Origin of the sequence: Cytobacillus depressus, assembly GCF_008923245.1 — a bacterium.
GTDB classification, from domain to species: Bacteria; Bacillota; Bacilli; order Bacillales; family Cytobacillaceae; genus Cytobacillus; species Cytobacillus depressus.
On the sequence record NZ_WBOS01000002.1, the window covers coordinates 17,904 to 37,651 of the forward strand.

General features: G+C 38.5%; 18 protein-coding genes. 12 read left to right on the top strand and 6 right to left on the bottom strand.

Annotation, left to right across the window (positions count from 1 at the left end; genetic code table 11):
• Positions 1-27: 27 nt before the first annotated feature.
• The 4 genes from F7731_RS05405 (at position 28) to F7731_RS05420 (ending at position 4,821) form a co-directional block, all read left to right on the top strand.
• Positions 28-912 (top strand): amidase domain-containing protein, encoded by an 885-nt coding sequence (locus F7731_RS05405; RefSeq protein ID WP_151534404.1) that lies wholly within the window; start codon positions 28-30, stop codon positions 910-912.
• Between the two features lie 60 nt (positions 913-972).
• The gene (gene trmL / locus F7731_RS05410) at positions 973-1,455 is read left to right on the top strand and encodes a tRNA (uridine(34)/cytosine(34)/5-carboxymethylaminomethyluridine(34)-2'-O)-methyltransferase TrmL (RefSeq protein ID WP_151533751.1); all 483 of its coding nucleotides are present in this window, start codon (positions 973-975) and stop codon (positions 1,453-1,455) included.
• A gap of 261 nt (positions 1,456-1,716) precedes the next feature.
• A complete protein-coding gene (gene nfsA, locus F7731_RS05415; RefSeq protein WP_151533752.1) occupies positions 1,717-2,466 on the top strand; it encodes an oxygen-insensitive NADPH nitroreductase in 750 nt (249 codons plus the stop codon).
• Positions 2,467-2,925: 459 nt separating this feature from the next.
• Positions 2,926-4,821, top strand: coding sequence for a PrkA family serine protein kinase (locus tag F7731_RS05420; protein ID WP_151533753.1), 1,896 nt, complete (start codon positions 2,926-2,928; stop codon positions 4,819-4,821).
• Between the two features lie 59 nt (positions 4,822-4,880).
• Here F7731_RS05420 and F7731_RS26355 read toward each other — a convergent pair whose 3' ends face one another.
• Positions 4,881-5,024 carry a hypothetical protein gene (locus F7731_RS26355; RefSeq protein ID WP_170289639.1) on the bottom strand — a complete coding sequence of 48 codons (144 nt, stop codon included), beginning with the start codon at positions 5,022-5,024 and terminating at the stop codon, positions 4,881-4,883.
• A 313-nt stretch (positions 5,025-5,337) separates the two neighbouring features.
• On the opposite strand from F7731_RS26355, the gene yhbH reads away from it, so the two are divergent.
• From yhbH to F7731_RS05435, 3 genes are all read left to right on the top strand, one after another.
• On the top strand, positions 5,338-6,507 hold the full coding sequence (gene yhbH / locus F7731_RS05425; RefSeq protein ID WP_151533754.1) for a sporulation protein YhbH: 1,170 nt from the start codon (positions 5,338-5,340) through the stop codon (positions 6,505-6,507).
• Between the two features lie 116 nt (positions 6,508-6,623).
• Entirely contained in the window at positions 6,624-7,583 is a 960-nt protein-coding gene (locus tag F7731_RS05430; protein ID WP_151534405.1) for an MBL fold metallo-hydrolase, read from the top strand.
• A 20-nt stretch (positions 7,584-7,603) separates the two neighbouring features.
• Positions 7,604-8,233: an NUDIX hydrolase gene (locus tag F7731_RS05435; RefSeq protein WP_151533755.1), complete on the top strand. Its 630-nt coding sequence runs from the start codon at positions 7,604-7,606 to the stop codon at positions 8,231-8,233.
• Positions 8,234-8,315: 82 nt separating this feature from the next.
• Here F7731_RS05435 and F7731_RS05440 read toward each other — a convergent pair whose 3' ends face one another.
• Positions 8,316-8,501, bottom strand: coding sequence for a hypothetical protein (locus F7731_RS05440; protein WP_151533756.1), 186 nt, complete (start codon positions 8,499-8,501; stop codon positions 8,316-8,318).
• 302 nt (positions 8,502-8,803) lie between these two features.
• Here F7731_RS05440 and F7731_RS05445 point away from each other — a divergent pair, with 302 nt between their 5' ends.
• Complete coding sequence (locus F7731_RS05445) at positions 8,804-10,195, top strand: L-cystine transporter (protein WP_151533757.1); 1,392 nt, start codon at positions 8,804-8,806, stop codon at positions 10,193-10,195.
• Positions 10,196-10,358: 163 nt separating this feature from the next.
• Here F7731_RS05445 and F7731_RS05450 read toward each other — a convergent pair whose 3' ends face one another.
• Positions 10,359-12,215: a beta/alpha barrel domain-containing protein gene (locus tag F7731_RS05450; RefSeq protein WP_151533758.1), complete on the bottom strand. Its 1,857-nt coding sequence runs from the start codon at positions 12,213-12,215 to the stop codon at positions 10,359-10,361.
• Positions 12,216-12,407: 192 nt separating this feature from the next.
• Here F7731_RS05450 and F7731_RS05455 point away from each other — a divergent pair, with 192 nt between their 5' ends.
• The 3 genes from F7731_RS05455 to F7731_RS05465 are packed head-to-tail and all read left to right on the top strand — an operon-like array spanning position 12,408 to position 16,202.
• Complete coding sequence (locus F7731_RS05455; protein ID WP_151533759.1) at positions 12,408-13,118, top strand: response regulator transcription factor; 711 nt, start codon at positions 12,408-12,410, stop codon at positions 13,116-13,118.
• Positions 13,115-14,518, top strand: a complete 1,404-nt coding sequence (locus F7731_RS05460) for a sensor histidine kinase (RefSeq protein ID WP_151533760.1) — start codon at positions 13,115-13,117, stop codon at positions 14,516-14,518. The genes F7731_RS05455 and F7731_RS05460 overlap by 4 nt, the downstream gene beginning before the upstream one ends.
• Positions 14,519-14,528: 10 nt before the next feature.
• Positions 14,529-16,202, top strand: coding sequence for a DL-endopeptidase inhibitor IseA family protein (locus tag F7731_RS05465; RefSeq protein ID WP_151533761.1), 1,674 nt, complete (start codon positions 14,529-14,531; stop codon positions 16,200-16,202).
• A gap of 47 nt (positions 16,203-16,249) precedes the next feature.
• Here the strand turns inward: F7731_RS05465 and F7731_RS05470 are convergent, their stop codons facing one another.
• Together F7731_RS05470 and F7731_RS05475 are read right to left on the bottom strand one after the other, a co-directional pair.
• A complete protein-coding gene (locus F7731_RS05470; RefSeq protein ID WP_151533762.1) occupies positions 16,250-17,251 on the bottom strand; it encodes an inorganic phosphate transporter in 1,002 nt (333 codons plus the stop codon).
• A 13-nt stretch (positions 17,252-17,264) separates the two neighbouring features.
• Positions 17,265-17,882, bottom strand: coding sequence for a DUF47 domain-containing protein (locus F7731_RS05475; protein WP_151533763.1), 618 nt, complete (start codon positions 17,880-17,882; stop codon positions 17,265-17,267).
• Positions 17,883-18,383: 501 nt separating this feature from the next.
• Between F7731_RS05475 and F7731_RS05480 the strand changes: the two genes are divergently transcribed.
• Entirely contained in the window at positions 18,384-18,644 is a 261-nt protein-coding gene (locus tag F7731_RS05480; protein WP_151533764.1) for a GlsB/YeaQ/YmgE family stress response membrane protein, read from the top strand.
• 114 nt (positions 18,645-18,758) lie between these two features.
• Here the strand turns inward: F7731_RS05480 and F7731_RS05485 are convergent, their stop codons facing one another.
• The gene (locus F7731_RS05485) at positions 18,759-19,691 is read right to left on the bottom strand and encodes an RluA family pseudouridine synthase (protein WP_151534406.1); all 933 of its coding nucleotides are present in this window, start codon (positions 19,689-19,691) and stop codon (positions 18,759-18,761) included.
• Between the last annotated feature and the right edge of the window lie 57 nt (positions 19,692-19,748).

Consider the following 19,748-nt stretch of genomic DNA (forward strand, 5'->3'; position numbering starts at 1 on the left):
TACATATGGAGGAAAGGAGTGTTTGCAGTGAGGGAACAGCTTCAAGAGCTATTAGAAAAAAGAACTGAACAATGTGTTTCTCATAAGAATAGAAGTTCGACTCGTTCATGCCCGAAAATTGAGCAAAAAAAAGAAGGGCTCCTCAAGCGTTCAGGTGAAATTATTAAAGCGAAGGCAACGGGTAAAATCCTGTCTTTTGATAAAAGCCAGGATGACGAAAAAAGTTCTGTTCAATACAATGTCCACTTTAAATATTTAATTAAGCATAAGGGTATGTTCATTATGGAAGAAGAAATCGAGGAAAGAAGGGCGGAATTTTATAAAGGAATATTAGTGGAGGATCAAGAGAGGAATCGTTACTACGAGTTAACGGAATCGCCCACGGAAAAAGTTGAGATTCAAGAACTTGATGAAAGAATTGTTTACGAATATGACCGATTAAGAGCGGTCCAATATGCAGAAAGATGGTGGAATACTTATAATCCAGCGTATGAAACATTTGAGGTTGATTGCACCAACTATATTTCACAATGTCTGCACTCTGGCGGTGGTCCTATGAGAGGATACCCGAATAGAGGGGCCGGCTGGTGGATGCTGAATAGAAACTGGAGCTATAGCTGGTCAGTAGCTAATTCATTGAGGAATCATCTGCCTAATGCGAATAAAGGGCTTCGCGCAAAAGCTGTTTCAAGTCCACAAGAGTTGCATCTAGGAGATGTCATTTGTTATGATTTCCAAGGTGATGGGCGGTTTGATCATACAACCATTGTGACAGCTAAGGATGCTGACGGGATGCCGCTCGTAAATGCGCATACGACAAACAGCCGGATGAGGTATTGGGCATATGAAGATTCGACCGCATATACCCCGAATATTAAATATAAATTTCTTACTGTTGTAGACGATCAGTAACCTTTTCCTACAGACGTTACAAATTCAGTGGTATAATAGCCCATATATTTTAATTTTGAGGTGAAAAACGTGGCATTGCATGTAGTTTTATATCAACCAGAAATCCCAGCAAATACAGGAAATATCGCTCGTACTTGTGCAGCGACTGGTACGACCCTGCATCTCATTCGCCCACTCGGCTTTTCAACGGATGATAAAATGCTAAAACGAGCGGGACTAGACTATTGGGAATTTGTTAACATTATTTATTACGACTCCATCGATGAGTTCTTTGAAAAAACAGCAGGTGGAGAATATTTTTACTTAACTAAGTTTGGCAGGGAGCCGCATTCTACCTTTGATTATAGTCAAAAGGAAAAGGATTATTATTTTATTTTTGGCAAAGAAACGACTGGTTTGCCAAAAGATATTATTGAGAACAATAAAGATCGCGCACTGCGGATACCTATGAACGAGCATATACGCTCCTTAAATTTATCCAATACAGCTGCCATTCTTATTTATGAAGCACTGCGCCAGCAAGATTATTTAGACCTAAAGTAGACCTTAGCCTTCGTTTAGGTCTTTTCTTTTGTCTAGCTCCAGCGCCTACCCCCGACGTACAGGACGTACTAGTGTCGACTATGCGACAGGACGTCGCGTTTTTGTCGACTCTCGAGGTCACAAGCCAAGCCTGAAAGGTAGAGCTCACCTTTCGGTGAGGCTCGTCTTGTGCTTGTCGGGAGTGATCAAGGCGCTTCCGCATTTCTACTTGGATATATAAGTCAATCCAGTTACAATAATGCTATGAAAGGATGGGATAAAATGAATGAACATATAGAGCTGCTTATGAATCATCGCTCTGTCAGAAAATTTGAGGCCAAGCCATTAACGAAGGAACAAATTGAGGCAATCGTGACATGTGCACAGGCAGCATCAACATCAAGCTTTATTCAAGCATATACGATTATTGGCATAACAGATCCGGAGAAGAAAAAGAAATTAGCAGAAGTGGCGGGGGAGCAAAGCTATGTAGCGAATAACGGACATTTTTTCATTTTTTGTGCTGATTTAGCACGTCATGAACGGATTGGAGAAATGGAAAATAAAGATGTGCTTCCATCCATTGAAAGTACCGAAAAATTTATGGTCGCTTTAATTGACACGGCATTGGCTGCTCAAAACGCTGCAATTGCAGCGGAATCAATGGGGCTTGGTATTTGTTATATTGGCGGTCTTCGCAACAATCTTAAAGAAGTATGCAAACTTCTAAAAACGCCGAAACGCGTCCTTCCATTATTCGGGATGGCCGTTGGTTTTCCCGCACAAATGACGGACAAAAAGCCAAGACTTCCGCTTCAAGAGATTTATCATGAAAATGAATATCAGCAAAATATGGAAGAAGATCGAGAGCAGCTGAACATTTATAATCAAATCATTTCTGAGTATTATTCAGACAGAACAAACGGGGCTAGGAACGACACATGGACTGGTCAAATGGCCAATATGCTAGAAAGAAAAACAAGAATGTATATGAAGGAATTTGTTGAAAGTGTCGGAATGAAACTTAATTGATTGTGTGTATCCGAACCTGATTTTATCTGCGATTAATTTAATGAAAATGTGTACATATGCAAATTGTCCATAATAAAAAAGCTGCCCAAAAGCAGCTTTTTTATTATTTTTTATTTACTCCAGGCTTATCTTCATAACCAGATGCGAAAATAGCAGCTAAGAATGTAACCATAACCCCAAGAATGAGCACTGTACCCATATGTATGTAATCCTCCTTTTTCTTTAATAGTAAATTTATCGAGCATATAAGCTTATTATAGCCCAATAGAATTAAAGTGTGAACAAACTTTGTGGAAAATTTATAACACTTCCTATTTTATAAATTTATTTCCGCTACGGCCAATTTGCGTTTCAATCATAAAAAGGACAACCGAATCTAATCTATGATTTGCATGTTCATTTACAGGAGCGCATACAGTATATTAATCGTCTCTGAAAAGCGATGAGGGGGAGGTCCTTATGGATATACTAAAAAAAATTGAGATGTACCGACATGAAGAGGAAAAGCTTAAATGGGAAGGGACTTTTGGAGAGTATTTAGAAATCATTAAAGAGAAGCCATGGGTTGCCCAGTCAGCTCATTCCCGGGTTTATAATATGATTAAAGATGCCGGTGTAGAAGAAGAAAAAGGGCAGAAACGATATCAGTTTTTTTCTAATCAATTATTCGGCTTAGAGGAGGCGTTAGAAAGACTTGTTGAAGAATATTTCCATCCTGCAGCCAAGAGGTTAGATGTCCGCAAAAGAATTCTGTTATTAATGGGACCTGTTAGTGGAGGGAAATCTACATTAGTCACAATGCTAAAAAGAGGGTTAGAAGCATATTCCCATCAAGATCGGGGAGCGGTTTATGCCATTAAAGGCTGCCCGATGCATGAGGATCCGTTACATTTAATCCCGCACCACCTGAGAAAAGATTTTAATGAAGAATATGGAATCAGAATTGAAGGGAATTTATCCCCGCTAAATATGATGCGGCTTGAGCAAGAATATAGTGGCCGAATTGAAGATGTATTGATCGAAAGAATTCTATTTTCAGAGGATCGCAGGGTAGGAATCGGAACATTTAGTCCATCCGACCCGAAATCACAAGATATTGCCGATTTAACAGGGAGCATCGATTTTGCAACTATTGCGGAATATGGCTCAGAGTCTGATCCGAGAGCCTATCGCTTTGATGGGGAGCTAAATAAGGCGAACCGAGGAATGATGGAGTTCCAGGAAATGCTGAAATGTGATGAAAAGTTTCTATGGCATTTATTATCCTTAACACAGGAAGGGAACTTTAAAGCAGGCCGGTTTGCGTTAATTTCTGCCGATGAATTAATTGTCGCTCACACGAATGAAACAGAATATCGCTCATTTATCTCGAATAAGAAAAACGAGGCCCTACATTCAAGGATCATTGTCATGCCGATTCCGTATAACTTAAAGGTGACAGAAGAAGAGAAAATTTACGACAAAATGATTCGCGAAAGTGATGTATATAATGTGCATATTGCGCCACATACTTTAAAGGTGGCCGCAATGTTTACGATCTTAACCCGTTTGAAGGAACCGAAAAAAGGCGATATCGATTTTGTTAAGAAAATGCGTCTATATGATGGGGAAAGTGTAGAAGGGTACAATCGAGCGGACGTCGATGAGTTGAAAAAAGAGTATCCAGATGAGGGGATGAGCGGAATTGACCCGCGTTATGTGATCAACCGTATTTCCTCAACGATCATACGAAAAGAGATTACTTCGATTAATGCACTCGATGTCTTAAGGTCTTTAAAGGAAGGACTTGATCAACATCCGTCGATAACAACTGAGTTAAGAGAGCGCTATTTAAACTTCATTTCCTTAGCCCGTAAGGAATACGACGATATTGCGAAAAAAGAAGTTCAGAAAGCATTTGTTTACTCTTATGAAGAATCTGCGAAAACACTTATGGATAATTATCTGGATAATGTTGAGGCATATTGCAATAAATCAAAGCTTCGTGATCCTCTGACGGGTGAAGAAATTAACCCAGATGAGAAGCTAATGCGTTCGATTGAAGAACAAATCGGCATTTCTGAAAATGCGAAAAAAGCGTTCCGCGAAGAAATTCTCATCCGCATTTCTGCTTATGCCCGTAAAGGAAAGCGGTTCGACTACAATTCCCATGATCGTCTTCGTGAAGCTATCCAAAAGAAACTGTTTGCTGATCTTAAAGATGTTGTCAAAATTACTACTTCCACAAAAACACCTGATGAGCAACAGCTGAAAAAGGTGAATGAAGTTGTCGCTCGTTTAATTGATGAGCATGGATACAATTCAACATCAGCTAATGAATTGCTGCGCTATGTTGGAAGCCTATTAAATCGATAAGAAAAAAATAAAAGGACTGACAGCGAATACTGTCAGTCCTTTTATTACCAAATTAGAAGCTATTTTTCGGTGCTTAAATAAGTCTCAGGCTGATTTCCATCTTGGTTGTAACAAGCTGGGCAAATTGGTTTGTCATTAATATATTGGGTACTATCAAACATTGATAGATCCCCACATTGGTCACAGCAAAGAAATTCGCTCATTTTTTCACCCCAATTATTAATGATTACAGTAAAGTTTATTATCGGGCATTTCAGTATATGAATTCAAAAAAAAAGGCTTGTCCTACTTTATAAGTAAAGCGCCCTATTATAGAAATTATTTGTAAATTATTTTAAGTTGTTGCATAGGATAGAGTAATAAACATTCTTCTACTCAAGTTGTCCAAAGGATTGTTTAAGGGTTTTGGTTGTTTTTAAGAAGCTAGACAGGATCAGTTTTATCTTTTGACACTCTCGATAATGTATGTGGTTAACTTAAAAGTGTGCGCGAAAACTTTATAAAGGAGGGCTTATTGTGACCGATAACAATGACCATCAGTTTGTGATTTCTCAAGAAAATTGGTCCCTCCATCGAAAAGGCCATGATGACCAGCAGCGCCATCAGGAAAAAGTACAAGATGCCATTCGAAACAATTTACCTGATCTTATAACAGAAGAGAGTATTGTAATGTCGAATGGTCGGGAAGTTGTTAAAATCCCGATTCGTTCACTGGACGAATATAAAATCCGTTATAATTATGATAAAAACAAACATGTTGGGCAAGGAGATGGAGACAGCCGCATTGGTGATGTAGTGGCCCGTGATGGATCAAGCAATCAAAAAGGACCAGGAAAAGGCCAAGGAGCAGGCGATCAGCCTGGTGAAGATTATTTTGAAGCCGAAGTTTCCTTAATGGAAATTGAAGAAGCGCTCTTTAAGCAGCTTGAGCTGCCTAATTTGAAAAGAAAAGAGCAGCAGGAGATTCTTGTTGAAAATATTGAATTTAATGACATCCGAAAAACGGGACTAATGGGGAATATCGACAAGAAACGCACGATGATGACTGCTTTTAAGAGAAATGCGATGACGGGAAAGCCAAGCTTCCATCCGATTTTTAAGGAAGATTTAAAATTCAAAACGTGGAATGAAGTGAATAAACCGGAATCAAAAGCCGTTGTTCTAGCTATGATGGATACGAGTGGATCGATGGGGATTTGGGAAAAGTATATGGCTAGGAGCTTTTTCTTCTGGATGACGAGATTTTTAAGAACGAAATATGAAAAAGTAGAAATTGAGTTTATTGCGCATCATACAGAAGCTAAGGTTGTATCAGAGGAAGATTTCTTTTCTAAAGGAGAAAGCGGAGGTACAATTTGTTCATCTGCATACCGTAAAGCGCTTGAGCTCATTGATGCTAAATATAATCCCAAAAGATTTAATATTTACCCCTTCCACTTCTCAGACGGTGATAATTTAACCTCAGACAATGCCCGCTGTGTAAAGTTAGTCGAGGAATTAATGAAGGTTTCCAATATGTTTGGCTATGGAGAGGTTAACCAGTACAACAGACATTCAACCCTCATGTCCGCGTATAAAAACATCAAACATGATGACTTCCGTTATTATATCCTCAAACAAAAAGCCGATGTATTCCATGCGATGAAGAGCTTTTTCAAGAAGGAAGAGGATAAAATACTCGCCTAATATGATCAGCCCCATTTAAAAATAGGGGGCTGATTTTTTTGAGAAAGAGGATTTTCACCTTTCATCATCGAAGAATCTCAACATGGGAATCATGAAATTTTGGAAAGGTGGAATTTATTTTGAATGCAACAGATTTAGGTCATAATATTTCTCTCATTGATACATTTGATTTAGGCAAAAAACGACGAACAGGCTCCTATGTTCTACATGAAGAGGAATTAACGATTATTGAAACAAGTGCAAGTCCTTCCATTCCATATGTACTAAAAGGCCTGGATGAATTAGGGATTGATCCGAAACAAGTAAAAAATATTATTGTTACCCATATCCATCTCGATCATGCTGGGGGAGCGGGGCTACTTCTTACTAGCTGTCCAAATGCGAAAGTTATCGTTCACCCGAGGGGAAAACGCCATCTTGCGGATCCTGCGAAACTAATTTTAGGAGCGAAGGCGGTATATGGAGAGCAATTCGACGCTCTTTTTCATCCAATATTGCCTGTACCAGAGGAGCGCCTAATAATAAAGGAGGATGGCGAAACGCTGCAAATCGGTGAAGGGCGTATCCTTACATTTTTGGATACACCCGGACATGCGAAGCATCATTTTTCTATTCACGATTCAAAAAGCAATGGGATTTTTACCGGGGATACGATAGGAGTTTCGTATCCGCAATTATTTGATATGGGGCTTGAATTTTTTTTGCCTTCTACCTCTCCAAATCAATTTGACCCACATGTCATGCTAGAATCAATGGAAAAAATTAAGGCCCTTGCTGTTGAACGAATTTTCTTCGGTCATTACGGTATGTCAGCCAATCCAAGTCATGTGTATGAGCAAATCCAATATTGGCTGCCAATTTTTATCGCTTCTGGAGAAAAGGTTATGAGTGAAAGGTCATCTGATTCAATAGCATTGAAGCAGCAAGCTTTATTTCGGCTTTTATTTGATCAAGTAAGTCATTATCTAGCGGAAAAAAATATTAGTTTAGAAGGGGACATTACTGATATCATACAGCTTGATTTATCGGTTTGCTCAATGGGGATTTTGGATTATTTGGAAAAGAAAAGCCGATAATATCGAATGGTGGTGCTTACATGAATCCGCAAAATATCATAAAAAAATTTAAAAATCGCACACCTGCGATTCTTGGAAGTGAGAAATTCGTTAAATATGCGATATTAATCCCTCTTCTTCAAATAGGGGATGATATTCATATTCTATTTGAAGTTCGCTCCATTCAATTAAGAAGACAGCCCGGTGAGGTTTGTTTCCCTGGGGGCAGAGTTGATAAGAGTGATAGAGATGAGCAATACACGGCAATCAGAGAGACTTCAGAAGAGTTGGGGATCAAAGAATCTAGCATTGAACATGTTTTTCCGCTTGACTATATGATTTCGCCTTTTGGGACGATCATTTATCCATTCGTTGGTTTTATTAAGGCATCAGAGGAAATAAACTATAATCGTAGCGAAGTAGAGAAGATTTTCACCGTCCCACTATCATTTTTCAAAAAGACAAAACCGGAAGTTTTTCAAATTCGTTATAGAGTCGAGCCAGAAGAAAATTTCCCTTTTGATCAGATTATTGGCGGAGAAAAGTATAATTGGCAAATAAGAAATTTGGAGGAGTGTTTCTATTATTACGAAGATAAAGTGATATGGGGATTAACGGCTAGAATTTTGAAGCACTTTATTGAAATCCAGCAGGAGGACGGAATTGAATAAATGCTAGATTTATTGCAAAGGTAAGGGCAGGAATCCACAGTTGATTGCTGCCCTTTACGTATACATTTATCGAGATGATAGCCTAATTTTTCAATAAGGTTTGATTAAGACCAGAGTACAAGTCTTTCATATGAACAGTAACAATTTTTGCCCCAATTTGGACATGTACCATGTTGTCAAAAACAGCAGTGACAAGACCATTTAGGGAAACATTAGAACCAATATTTACATCTTTTTTCTCGTGTTTGTCCTTTTTGCTATCTGCCATCTTTTACACCATCCCATTCATGTATGAATTTATCGATTATTACAAGAATATATCCTTTTAATTGTAAAATAAACCTCTAAATAAAAAAAGTATTTTGCATTTTAAAAAAACGACAAAATTCTTATTGGAATGGGAAAGGATGTCCATAGGATATAATAATTTATTGGGAAATTTTGTTTAGGGTTGGTTAGTCTTATGTGAAATATTTTTAAAAAATATTTTTAATCCCTACTTGACTCATAGGAATATATGGGATATATTTTTATCAATATGGAAGATTATTATTTTGGGAGGATACATCTATGACGACAACATGGCTTGTTATTTTGAATATTGCAATCATGTTATTACTAATCATTGGTCTTTTTTATATGCAAAAAAAGCATATTTCGTTTTCTAAACGTGTGTTTACTGCATTAGGATTAGGGATTGTTTTCGGCTTTGCCTTACAGTTTATATATGGACCAACATCTGAAGTGGTGGCCAAATCTTCAGGCTGGATCAATATTGTCGGCGGAGGCTATGTGAAGTTTTTACAAATGATTGTTATGCCTTTAGTGTTTATCTCGATATTAACAGCCTTTACTAGGCTTAAGTTGAGCAATAATATTGGAAAAATCAGTTCACTAATTCTTGGCTTGCTTGTTGCGACAACAGCCATTGCTGCTGCAGTAGGGATCGCCACAACTTTAGGATTTAATTTAGAATCGGTGCAAATCTCGCAAGGAGATGCAGAGGTTGCCCGTGGAGAAATGCTTGAGCAAAAGAATCTTGAGTTAGGCGGTAGGGATTTGCCACAGCAAATTCTTGATTTATTGCCAGCTAATCCATTTTTAGATTTAACGGGTGCACGCCCAACATCAACGATTTCTGTAGTTATCTTTGCAGCATTTATCGGAATGGCTTATCTCGGTGTGAGAAGAAAAGCGCCAGAGCAAGCTGAATTTTTCTCGAAAATTGTGGATGCTTTTTATGCAGTTATTATGCGTGTTGTAACCATTATTTTACGTATGACTCCATATGGGGTTCTCGCTATTATGACAAAGACGGTTGCCTTAAGTGACATCGACGCGATTTTAAAACTTGGAAAATTTGTGCTTGCTTCTTATGTAGCATTGCTAATCATGTTTGGTATCCATTTATTGTTACTTACTTTCGCGGGATTGAATCCAGTTACGTATATAAGAAAGGCATTTCCTGTACTGACATTTGCCTTTACTTCACGTACAAGTGCAGGGGCTTTGCCATTAAATATTAAGACACAGAAATCTCTTGGCGTACCTGAGGGAATTGCTAACTTTGCAGGATCATTTGGTCTTTCCATTGGGCAAAATGGCTGTGCTGGAATTTATCCAGCGATGCTTGCGGTTATGATTGCACCAACTGTTGGAATTGATCCTTTAACTCCATCATTTATCGCAACTGTTATCGCTATTGTTGCCATTAGCTCCTTTGGTGTAGCGGGTGTTGGCGGTGGTGCGACATTTGCCGCTATCCTAGTATTATCGGCATTAAACCTACCTGTCGCATTAGCTGGTTTATTAATTTCTGTTGAACCGCTAATCGATATGGGACGTACTGCACTTAACGTTAGCGGCTCGATGACAGCTGGTATATTAACAAGTAGAGCCACTGGTGAAATCGATTCTGGTGTATATAATAATATGAATGAAAAAATTGAAGCTGAAGTTTAATTAACAAATGCGGAAGCGCCTTGATCACCCCCGACAAGCATAAGCCGTTCCACACGGAAAGGTGGTCTTTACCTTTCTGAGTGGAACGGCTTATGACCTCGAGGGGGTAGGCGCTGGAGCTGAACGTAAAAAATCGGCAGTGCCAACCTGGCATTGCCGATTTTTATTTTTGCATGTTTAATAAAAACTCTCTAGATAAAACAAGCCCGGCCACATAAAGAAGTAAAGCAAAATAAGCTGGTAGTAGATGAATAAATGTTGTATAGCCGATAAAAAAATGTGTCAAAATGCCAGCTAAGAAAGCAGGAATCCCTCCTAACAGGAAGGTGTGCCATACCCATTTGGCGCCTTGATTAAATCCCCATAATGCCACCATAAGCACAAGCAGACCTACGCTAAATAAGGCACTGCCGAAACCAGCCCGATCATGGGCAATGACTGGAATAAGGCGGTTATTGATTTCATGCAGGATTTCTGGCGGTAAGCAAATAAACCCAATATCTGTCGGGACGAAAATGCTTGTTGCCCCTATCGTAGAAATAACAATTCCTCCAATAACGAATGAAAATCCCAGAACAACGAAGCAAAGCTGGCCCCAAAGAGATTTTTTCCAGCTCCTAGTGTTTTTCCGATTTTTTGATCGAGGGGAGTGGATGGCTTTCTTTGTCGTAAAAACACCCCAAAGAAAAAAGGGAAGAAGAATGAGCCAAAATAATCCATGCAGCCAATCAAAATAGCCGTAACCAATAAAAAGCAGGATTCCTAAAAAGCCGGAGATGGCCGCGATATTGAATGCTTTCCTCGTCCAATGCAAGCCAAATCGCACTCCATGTTTGGCGAGTTGCATATATATAATGGCCCCGGAAATCATCGTTCCAGCTAGAGTCATTCGGTCATGCGCCATAAATTTTATTATATTTGGATTGAGGGCGATTAGTTCATCTCTCGTCATTTGGATGAATCTTTCATCATACGGTAGAATGACTCTCGTCATACTGAAAAATAAAGCAAGAAATCCCCCGCATAAAATAATAAGGCCAAAAAGCCAATACCATTTCCAGCCTTGAATTTCCTTAATTTCCTTTTCATTAATTAGTTCATCCGCAAGCGCTTCGTTTATTCTTTTCGGCAAACCGGGCCCTGTTGAAACATAGCCGCCAGATAGCATTATAAGGTCTGCCCCAAGCTCATGGAACAATAAAGCATCCTCAGGCTCATATACGCCTCCTGACGTGATTACAGGGATGCTATGAATCCCATTCTTCATGGATAACATTAATGCATCAGCAATTCCACTCGTTTGTTGATATTGATCCAGGTTACCATCGGCTTCTTCAATGATTATCCCATGAATGGCGTTTATGCTGACTAGTAACTGTAAATGTGGCAGAACTGCTTTCACTGTATTATGAGCGATGGCAAGGACAAGCGGCATTTCGCTTTCTTTTGCAAAATGCTCGATAAATTCAAGATTATGATTGCCCCCACTCCATTCAATCACAAAAGCAGCTGCAAAAGGCCGCAATGATTTCGCCAGCTTTAATAGATCATTCATTTTTTCAGATGGATTCAAGCTTAGTCGAATAAATAGAGGAGTATCTAGGTTTTGCTTATTAAGTTTTTGCAAAGTCTGTTCAAGTCCGATAGATGCCAGAGGCTTTGGAAAACAAATCGACTCTGTTCTAAGATCAAAATGCGCATGTTTATCCGCAGCACTAGGAAAAAGCGAAACAGGACCAATTTCAATAAAACCGAAGCCTAAATGAGAGAAGGCTTTCGTACCTGAAATATTAGGATCTATTTTTCCGCTTAAGCCGATTGGGCTAATGAAAGTACTGTTGAAATAATTTTTGCTTAAGGCTTTAGATGGCTCCATATGGCCTAAAAAATCAATAATACGTTTACCGCCTGGAACTCCCGCAATCAAATTCATTCCCCTATGAATAAACTCTCTCCCCGCTGCATTTGGGAGCCTGTTAATCCATTGCTTAAATAAAGGATGATAGGACCAATCAGGCATTGTTATGCCCTCCTACAATGATTTATTTACCTCTATTTTACAGAAAGAGCCAATAAATAAAAGAGGAATAAAGAAGGTTTTTAGGGAATTTTTATGATGATGAAAATATAATGGAAAGATGTGACAATCGCCAGTTTTTAACGTCTATTTTAGATAGGGCAAATTCAAAAATATCATTATAGGGTGGAAGAAATGACGGCAAATGGAAAAATTTTAATTGTTGAAGATGAAAAATCCATTCGGAAATTAGTTGCATTTAATTTACAGCGTTCTAACTTTGATGTGATTGAGGCAGCTGAAGGGAAGATCGCCCTCCAGCTTGTTAAAGAGCAAAGCCCTTCACTAGTCATACTGGATCTTATGCTTCCGGATATGGATGGCTTTGAAATATGCACGACGATAAGGGAGGAGAATCCTTTGTTGCCGATTATTATTCTTTCCGCACGTGGACAGGATATGGACAAAATTCTGGGATTAGAACTTGGTGCTGATGATTATATTGTAAAGCCGTTTAATCCATTAGAGCTTGTCGCAAGAGTGCGAACTGTATTAAGGCGAACTGAGCTCTCGTCCCAGCTAGTAAAGGTCGAAAAAATAGAATCCGGCCCATATGTTTTGGAATTAAAAACGCAAAGAGTCTATAAGTCTGGGAAATTATTAAAGCTTACTCCCCGTGAATTTCAGTTAATGAAATTTTTTTTCGAAAGATTGAATATGCCGATCACAAGGGATGAATTCCTTGATGAAGTATGGGGGTTGGATTATTTTGGTGACCCCAAAACGGTTGATGTGCATATTCGCAGGCTAAGAGAGAAAATCGAAGATGACCCCTCCAATCCATTATATTTAAAGACCATTTGGGGATTAGGGTATTGTTTTCAGGAAAGTGAGAAGCTTGGATGAAAAAAGGGATTAAAAAGCGTCTTGTCTGGAGTTACTTATTATTAATTATTTTTACTGTCGTGTTATATGAGTCTATCATTCTTACCGCCCTTCACTCTTATTATATGGGAGGAGTAAAACAAGCACTGAGAGATCAAGGCTCCATGTTTTCCACCTTTTATGAACAATATTTTGAAGCGGGGAGGCTAGAAGATCAAGCTGAACAGCTCCTTAAACAATATAATTTTAACATAGCTGCTCAAGTGCAAATGATTGATGTAGATGGGAGTGTCATCGCCAATACAATTGAACAAGGACCTTTAAATTTGAGCACACTTGAAGATGTGAAAGCTGGGTTAAATGGAACGACTGGGTATTGGACAGGAGATAATGGCAGTGAAAGGCTGCTCGCGGTCACACAGCCAATTTTTGTCCAAAACGAACCAATTGGAACAATTCGTTTTATTACTTCTCTCGATTATTTACAATCTGTTTTTCTGAAAAACACGCTGCATTTAGCAGGCATTGGAGCTATTGTTATTTTGCTTGCTGCTTTGATGAGCTATTTTGTGGCGAGTACGATTACAAAGCCAATAAGTGAGATTACGGGAGCTGCTCTACAAATGGCGTCAGGAAAATTTACGATAATAATTCCGAAGAAAAAAGATGATGAAATCGGGAAGCTTGCGGAAACATTAAACTTCATGGCACGGGAAGTTGAAAAGCATGAACAGTTGAAAAATGAATTTATTGCTTCCATCTCCCATGAATTAAGAACCCCGTTAACATCTGTCAAAGGATGGGCAGTCACTTTACATTCGATGACAGATGATGAAATGTTCAAAGAAGGCTTAGAAATCATTTCAAATGAAAGCGATCGTTTAAATGTAATGCTTGGTGATTTACTCGATTTATCCAGCCTATCGACAGGCAAAGTGGAATACAAATTTACCTTAGTAGACTTACCAAAATTAGTGGAAGAAGTAGCTGGACAGCTCCTTCCGCGTGCAAAAAGGCAACAAGTTGAATTAATCACCCTTTCAATACCGGAGCAACTAATCGTTCGCTTGGACAGGAATAGAATGAAGCAAGTACTTATTAATCTTTTGGATAACGCTCTAAAATTCACTCCTCAGAATGGACAGATTACAATGGCGCTTGAACAGACTAAGCATTTGACAATCATTGAAATTACCGATACGGGAAAGGGGATCCCACCTGAAGACTTGCCTGTGATAAAGAAAAAGTTTTATAAAGGAAGATTCCGTGAGGCGGGAACCGGTCTCGGACTAGCAATCTGTCAGGAAATTCTCAAAGCACATAACGGGAATCTTGAATTAAAAAGCGAGGTTGGCAAAGGAACTAAAGCAATCATTACCTTGCAGGTTAAGAAGGATAAATCGTCAAGTTTTGGAGGTTGAATAGCGGGATATGTTACGTTTAGTATTATTCATATTGTGCAGTGCGGTATTACTTGGAGGATGTAACTTTGTACCAGAGCCAGCCACTTTAATTAAAGCGCCACAATATGCGGAGGCATCAGATGACTTATTAATAAAAACAAAAGAGCTTTTGCCTGCCGGAACGATCTATGCAGCGGCAAGTCAGCCGGTTGGCGGGGATCCGTTTTTTCAAGTGGACTTAGATGGGGACGGGAATAATGAAATGGTTATTCTATACCAATCGATTGGAAAGCAGGAGCAACCAGGAGCATTAATTTTAAAAAAGGTAAAAGACGAGTGGGAAGAGGTAACCGAGATAAAGGGAACAGGGTATGAAATAAGCTGGGCAAGCAGTGCAGATATTACAGGTGATGGCAAGCAAGAATTATTATTAGGCTGGAAAATCGGTGCATCTGCCGGAAATGTGCTAGATATTTTTACATGGGACTCTCAAAAAGGCGGATTGGAAAAATTAACACAGCTTAATTATCATGAAATGGAAATCCTCTATCCTGAGAACAAAAAAGATTCACAAGCAAGAATTGCTATTTGGCAGAGAGAGATGGCAGATGTATATTCAACTGAACTTGTCAGGTGGGACCCTGGAACAGGCTTTCAACAAGACTATAGCTTTTATCCTGCTTATTTCTCTAAAGTCGCTGAATATTATGAGGCAAGGGCTCAAGCTGTCCCGAATGCTTCGTATTATTGGTATTATCTTGCTGAAGCAAGACTAAAAGAAGGTCATCCTGAACAAGCACTCCAAGCCATTCAGAGGGGAATGAATTTGAAAGCGACGATTCCGTCAAGTGCGGAATTTGAAAAACTGAAAAGGGAAATTGAGGAGCGGCTACATCAAGAAGGTGAAACTGTTAACTATTATGTGAAGGAAGCAGATTTCACGTTGGCAGTACCGAAAAGCCTGGCTGCTAATCTAATTTTGAAAAGTGAGGCGGGAAGTAATAATCAGTTTATTGTCAATGTCTATTCTGCATTGGAAAACGAGAACCTTAGTTTTTTATTTACGGTTGAAGTTTATCAAAAGGATTGGATAGAGACTATAGAAGATTATGGCTTATCCCGTCTATTCGAGACTGACACCCTTATATATGGAATAAGGAAGCATGAAAATGATCATAGTCAAACGGCAAAAGATATGACTAACAAAATCATTTCGAGTATAAGGCCAGGAGCTTATTTTGAGAAATTGAAAAGTCTAGAAGAGCAGAATTTGCTAAAGATGGTCCAAACAGCCGAAAAGAATTATTGGTACATTACGAGTGGTGGAAAAATGGAAGACGGTTTAATCGAAAGCTTTACATTTAACGATATGGATTATCGGTATATGGGAAGCGATTTAGATACAAAAGAAAAAGTGGTTGATCTACTTTCAAGCACTTTCACTTCTAAAGCAATTCATCAATATATGGAGATGGCTGGAATCGTTGAGCATAATGGAAAGCTTGCTCAACCGAATGCAGATGGTGGCTCGATTGCCGACTTTAAAAGGGCCAGTGTTTTTTTAACAAAGGATTTAGGCCCAGAGAAGGAATTCGATTTAAAAGTTCCTCTTGGTGATGGTCTAGTGACTGAAACAGTTCATATTGTTTTTCGCAATACAGATAAAGGCTGGAGAATTGATTCTCTGCCGGGAAGTTTTTAAAAAAAGCATTAAGAGGTTAGGAATGCTCCTTTCCTCTTAATGCTTAATTAACCAAAAATTGCATTTAGCAGAAGATAAACAAGACCTGCAATCGTTGCAGAAATAGGTAATGTAATGACCCATGTAATCAACATTCTTTGCGCAGTTCCCCACTTAACCCCTTTAAGGCGATGAGCAGAACCCACTCCTAAAATAGAAGACGAAATAACATGAGTCGTGCTGACTGGTAAATGGATAAATGTTGCACCGAAAATAATCATGGCCCCAGTTATATCAGCTGCGACTCCATTGACAGGGCGGATTTTCATAATCTTTCCACCGACTGTTTTAATGATTTTCCATCCTCCGACAGATGTACCAAGTCCCATTGCCAATGCACAGGAGAATTGTACCCAGAATGGGATATCTGTAGTTGTGACATAATTATTTGCAATTAGTGCCATTGTGATAATTCCCATTGCTTTTTGGGCATCATTCGTCCCATGTGTATATGATTGCAGGGCTGCAGTGAATATTTGAATGAGACGGAAATTCCGATTCGTTTTCGGTAAATTATTATTTTTGAATACTACTTTAAAAATACTATAAACAATAAATCCAATAACAAAGGCGAGGATTGGTGAGAAAATGAGCGCTTCTAGAATTTTGAGGAATCCTTGGTAATGGATAGCAGCAAATCCAGAAGCAGCGATAGCTGCACCAGCAATTGAACCTATGAGTGCATGGGAAGAGCTGCTCGGTATTCCGTAATACCATGTTAATAAATTCCAAAAAATTGCTGCAACTAATGCAGACAGAATAACTAATGATCCATTGTGCAATGTAAACGGGTCAACAATATCCTTCGTGATCGTTTTAGCAACTCCTGTAAAGGTCATTGCACCGACAAAGTTCATGACAGCTGCCAATAAAATGGCATGTCTCGGCTTAAGCGCCTTCGTTGAAACAGCCGTAGCTATCGCATTGGCTGTATCATGGAAACCATTAATGAAATCAAATGCTAAGGCAGCTACGACAATTAAGATTGTTAATATCAAAAATCCATCCATATGTTACGGCTCCTTACGCATTTTTCATGATAATGGTTTCCAATGTGTTAGCTACTTCTTGGCAGCTATCAGCAATATTTTCCATGTTCTCATAAATCTCTTTATACTGAATAATTCTAATTGGATCCTTCTCAACAGTAAAAAGATGCTTAATGGATTGGCGAAGGACGCCATCACATTTTGATTCATAATCTTTAATCTTGATTGCATGCTCACGGATTTGTAGCAATTTTTTACTTGCAAGAAGCTCGATGGACTTCTCAATTTCATATGAACAGTTTTTAATGGCATCGACAAACTTCAGCATATAATCATCTGCTTGCGTAATGGAATACATTTCAAATAAAGCTGCACAATGCTCAATTCCATCAATGACATCATCAAGACTCATCGCAAGAGCAAGAATATCTTCACGCTCAATAGGTGTAATAAAAGCGTTATTTAACTCTTTTATTACTTCATGAACATATGTATCCCCTTTAGACTCATAGTCCTTCATCGTTTCTGAAAAGGGTTTTAAATCGCTCACATTGTTTAGTTTATAATCGGCAAAGTAATTTGCTCCCTCTTTCACATTCATCGCTATGTTACTTAACAGTGACATAAACTTATCTTTCTTTTTTAAAGCCATCTTTTAAACCTCCATACAAAAAATTTCACCCAAACGAAGTTAATTTTATACGAAATTGGGCGAATTAGATAGTTTTTAGTCGTAAAAAGTTGAAAATATCTAAAAAAGTTTAATACAACTAGCTATTTTTAGTAAAAATTGAGAAATTAAAGCGGGATTTTCATGAATCCAATACCTTTCACTTAGTATGTGAAAATATTATGAGATTATAATTTTTTTGTAAATTGCCCAGTTTTGGACGAATTGAGAGCGGATATTTATTACATAAAATCAAGGCATTAGCCGTTTATATTAATTGAGCGATTGCATGAAGCAATCGCTTTGCTTATGAATAGACCATGTTTTTTAAAAAAATGTGTAATTATGCTCGATGGTGGGTAAGTTACCTTTAAGAATAAAGCTTGTATCAAAGCTTTTATTTGCATAAAATGGTATTTGGATTTTTGTATAGAAGAAAAAAGATGAAGAAAAACTAATATTAAAACAGCAAGGAGTGATATAATGTTTAGTTTTTTATGGTCATTAATTATAGGTGGAATTATAGGCTGGATTGCCGGTATGATTGTAGGCAGAAATATCCCTGGTGGAGTGTTTGGCAATATTATTGCTGGATTTGTAGGGGCATGGCTAGGATCTGCCATCTTCGGACATTGGGGTCCAGATATCGCCGGCTTTGCCATTATCCCAGCATTAATAGGCGCCGTAGTGCTCGTCTTTCTGTTAAGCCTTATTATGCGAGCTTTTAGAAGAACAACGGATTGACCGAAAAGCGAATGCGCCTTTAGGTTAGACAATTAGGAAAGTATATGCGCTTTGATAAATCACAAATGGCCGATTCTAAGTCGAGATTTCGACGAAGAATCGGCCATTTTCATTTTATAGTTCAAACTTTTCAACATTCAATAGATTTGAAAGGACTGAGGATTTATTTTCTTCAGGCAATTGAGCATGGCAGATTATCTTTTCTAAAGTAAAAGGATGGATAAACTCCAATTTAGCTGCATGTAAAGCTTGTCGGTCAAACAAGGGCTTTCCTCCATATAAACGATCTCCTGCTAATGGATGGCCAATATGGCTAAAATGGACACGAATTTGATGTGTACGTCCAGTTTCTAATTGACATTTGATTAATGATAAATTTTCTTTTTCATACGTTTTCAATAATTGAAAATGTGTAATCGCGGGCTGTCCGCTAGCCGATACGCGCCGTCTCGTCGCATGATGGCGATCACGGCCAATGGGCTCTTCAATTTTACCCTTTTTTGTTTTAATCTTGCCATGGACGAGAGCAAGATACGTTCGTTTAATTAATCTTTCTTCCAGCATCCGATCCAAAATACTGCCTGCAAGGGAATGCTTTGCAAAGAGGACGGCGCCAGTAGTATCGCGGTCAAGTCTGTGGACATGCCTTACTTTCTGATATTCGCCTTCAGATTGTAAATAGTATGCTGCAGCATTCAATAATGTATTTGTTTGACTAGAATCGTTCGGATGCGTATCCATATGTGCCGGCTTATTTAAAACCATTATATGGTCATCTTCATATAGAACTTCAAGAGGATGAAAGGCCGGCACCCCCCCAGCAGCTTCTTCAAAAAACATTTTAATTTGCAGCTTATCATTGCTCTTTAATGGAGCATTCCAAGGAGTGAACTCCCCATTTACTTTAATATCTTTATCCATTCTCATCTGATGTATTTGTTTCTTTGGTGCATTCCAAATATTTCTAAGGATTTTATCAATAGTAAATCCTTCCCACTCAAGGGGAACAGTTAATTCAAACCAATCTCCGTATCTTTTGGATTTTATCATAATTTTCTCCTAACTATCGTAAAAATGATCTTATTATGCCTTTAATTACCACCC

Bases quoted from the DNA above. Each gene is read 5' to 3' on its own strand.
- nfsA (WP_151533752.1), top strand. From the start codon at position 1,717: ATGAATGAACATATAGAGCTGCTTATGAATCATCGCTCTGTCAGAAAA.
- F7731_RS05420 (WP_151533753.1), top strand. From the start codon at position 2,926: ATGGATATACTAAAAAAAATTGAGATGTACCGACATGAAGAGGAAAAG.
- F7731_RS26355 (WP_170289639.1), bottom strand. From the start codon at position 5,024: ATGAGCGAATTTCTTTGCTGTGACCAATGTGGGGATCTATCAATGTTT.
- F7731_RS05435 (WP_151533755.1), top strand. From the start codon at position 7,604: ATGAATCCGCAAAATATCATAAAAAAATTTAAAAATCGCACACCTGCG.
- F7731_RS05440 (WP_151533756.1), bottom strand. From the start codon at position 8,501: ATGGCAGATAGCAAAAAGGACAAACACGAGAAAAAAGATGTAAATATT.
- F7731_RS05445 (WP_151533757.1), top strand. From the start codon at position 8,804: ATGACGACAACATGGCTTGTTATTTTGAATATTGCAATCATGTTATTA.
- F7731_RS05450 (WP_151533758.1), bottom strand. From the start codon at position 12,215: ATGCCTGATTGGTCCTATCATCCTTTATTTAAGCAATGGATTAACAGG.
- F7731_RS05455 (WP_151533759.1), top strand. From the start codon at position 12,408: ATGACGGCAAATGGAAAAATTTTAATTGTTGAAGATGAAAAATCCATT.
- F7731_RS05460 (WP_151533760.1), top strand. From the start codon at position 13,115: ATGAAAAAAGGGATTAAAAAGCGTCTTGTCTGGAGTTACTTATTATTA.
- F7731_RS05465 (WP_151533761.1), top strand. From the start codon at position 14,529: ATGTTACGTTTAGTATTATTCATATTGTGCAGTGCGGTATTACTTGGA.
- F7731_RS05470 (WP_151533762.1), bottom strand. From the start codon at position 17,251: ATGGATGGATTTTTGATATTAACAATCTTAATTGTCGTAGCTGCCTTA.
- F7731_RS05475 (WP_151533763.1), bottom strand. From the start codon at position 17,882: ATGGCTTTAAAAAAGAAAGATAAGTTTATGTCACTGTTAAGTAACATA.
- F7731_RS05480 (WP_151533764.1), top strand. From the start codon at position 18,384: ATGTTTAGTTTTTTATGGTCATTAATTATAGGTGGAATTATAGGCTGG.